Source organism: Brucella thiophenivorans, from assembly GCF_002252445.1.
Lineage (GTDB): Bacteria > Pseudomonadota > Alphaproteobacteria > Rhizobiales > Rhizobiaceae > Brucella > Brucella thiophenivorans.
This window is the reverse complement of the sequence record NZ_NNRJ01000043.1, coordinates 1-1,926: the sequence shown is the minus strand read 5'-3', so window position 1 is coordinate 1,926 and position 1,926 is coordinate 1. Positions and strand designations below refer to the sequence as shown.

Here is a 1,926-nt window from a genome sequence, read left to right as displayed (position 1 = left end):
TTGTAAAAATGGCCTCAAGCCCTCCGGCCGCGCCCAACAGATGACCTGTCGCGGATTTTGTTCCGCTAACCGCGATCCCATTGTTAGAGCCAAAAACGCTCTTGATAGCTCTGATTTCTCCTAGGTCGCCAACTGATGTCGAGGTAGCATGTGCATTCAGATGGCCAATGTCGCCGGGCTTTATTCCAGCCTGTGCAATGGCGATCTCCATGGCTCTGCGTGCACCACTGCCGTCCTCGGGGCCAGAGGTGATATGGTGGGCGTCGGCTGTTGTTCCGTACCCGACGAGTTCGGCAATTGGCGTCGCACCGCGAGCAAGCGCATGACTGAGCGCTTCAATAACCAGCATTCCCGCTCCTTCGCCCATAACAAATCCGTCGCGAGCGGTATCGAAGGGCCGCGATGCCTTGCTCGGCGTGTCATTGAAGCTGGTCGAAAGAGATCGTGCCGCGGCGAAACCGCCGAGACTAACAGTGTTCATGCAGGCTTCAGTTCCGCCGCAAAGCGCAATGTCTGCTTCATTCGCCCTGATCATTCTGGCAGCATCGCCGATAGCCTGAACGCCGGCAGCGCATGCCGTGACAGGGGCACCGAGAGGACCTTTGAAGCCAAAACGGATCGACGCTTGTCCAGCTGCGAGGTTGACGAGAAACGACGGAATAGTGAAGGGCGAAAGACGGCGGACACCGCGTTGATCGACGGTGCGGACTGCATCTGTTATTGCGGGAAACCCACCTATGCCGGACGCGATAATCGTAGCAGTCCGTAGTTTGTCTTCATTCGAAGTTGGCTTCCACTGTGCCTGAGCGAGCGCTTCTTCAGCTGCGGCGAGTGCGAACATGATAAATCGGTCGACCTTGCGTTGGTCTTTGGGTGAAAGGACTGTATCCGGGTCAAAGCCGCCTTCAACATCATCCGTGATTGAAGGGACCACTCCGCCGATCTTAGATGGAAGATCAGCGACGACATCATCTCCCAGTCGTCGAATACCGCTCTGTCCCGCAAGTAGACGTGACCAGGAATTGCCAGCGGTCGCTCCGAGGGGGCTGACAGCTCCCATTCCTGTTACAACGATCCTACGCATAGGTTTTCCGCCTTTGTTTTTTGAATTTGGTATGTTCGTCACGGACGGGCTAGAGCGGGCCGGAATCAATTCTCAGAACATGTAGTTTTTGTCGGGCTTTAAGAGCGCTATTGGCACAATATGTAATCCGCAAAACCAATTCGGCTCACGACCGGGACCAAATAGTAGAAGTCGCTATCATGTTGGGGCGCAACCTTCATATCGACAGTCATCCCCTTGAACACCCGCAATGCGCCTCACTTCGTTAGCGGCTGTATCGAGGACATTTTGCGACAAGTTCTCATCCTCAATGAGGCGGGACATCGTGACAGCACCGACCATAAGGGACAAAATTGCGATCGCCTTGCTGCTCGGGTTCGACCTGTCGGTCTCCTGCATCAATTCGTCCAAAACCTCGAAATGAGCCCTGATTCCGTCCTCGAATGGTTGTCGAACATCTTTACTTTGACGCGCAGCGTCCGCTCCCAAGGCAACCAACGGACAACCGTCAGCTTTTTCTTCCCTGTGGTCCTTTGAGAGGTAAAAGGAAATTAATGCCTCAAGTGGGTTTGATCCATTTGCAGCAGCGTTCGACCAAACTCGCGTGGCGCTTTCCATGGCGCGTCTAGATGCGAGGGCCGCAAGATCGTCTTTCGATTCAAATTGTTTGTAGAAGCCTCCCTGCGTAAGTCCGGCCCCTTTCATGAGATCTTTAAGACCAATTCCATCGAAGCCATGCTGCCTGAATAAGCGGCTGGCAACATCAATTACCCGTTCTCGGTTCTGCTCGGCCTGTACGCGGCTCACTCTCATGATAGCCTCCTTTAAGATTTCATTTGACATCTATAGCATAAATAGAATTA

The 1,926-nt window shown here is 53.7% G+C and carries 2 protein-coding genes; both read right to left on the bottom strand.

Annotated features, from left to right (window positions below; genetic code table 11):
* Positions 1-1,084, bottom strand: a 1,084-nt coding sequence (locus CEV31_RS13210) for a beta-ketoacyl-ACP synthase (RefSeq protein WP_094507537.1), incomplete at its 3' end; no start/stop codon positions are given.
* Between the two features lie 177 nt (positions 1,085-1,261).
* Positions 1,262-1,876 (bottom strand): TetR/AcrR family transcriptional regulator, encoded by a 615-nt coding sequence (locus CEV31_RS13205; RefSeq protein WP_094507536.1) that lies wholly within the window; start codon positions 1,874-1,876, stop codon positions 1,262-1,264.
* Positions 1,877-1,926 lie beyond the last annotated feature (50 nt).

Excerpts from the sequence above, each read along its gene's own strand:
- CEV31_RS13205 (WP_094507536.1), bottom strand. The coding sequence starts at position 1,876 with ATGAGAGTGAGCCGCGTACAGGCCGAGCAGAACCGAGAACGGGTAATT.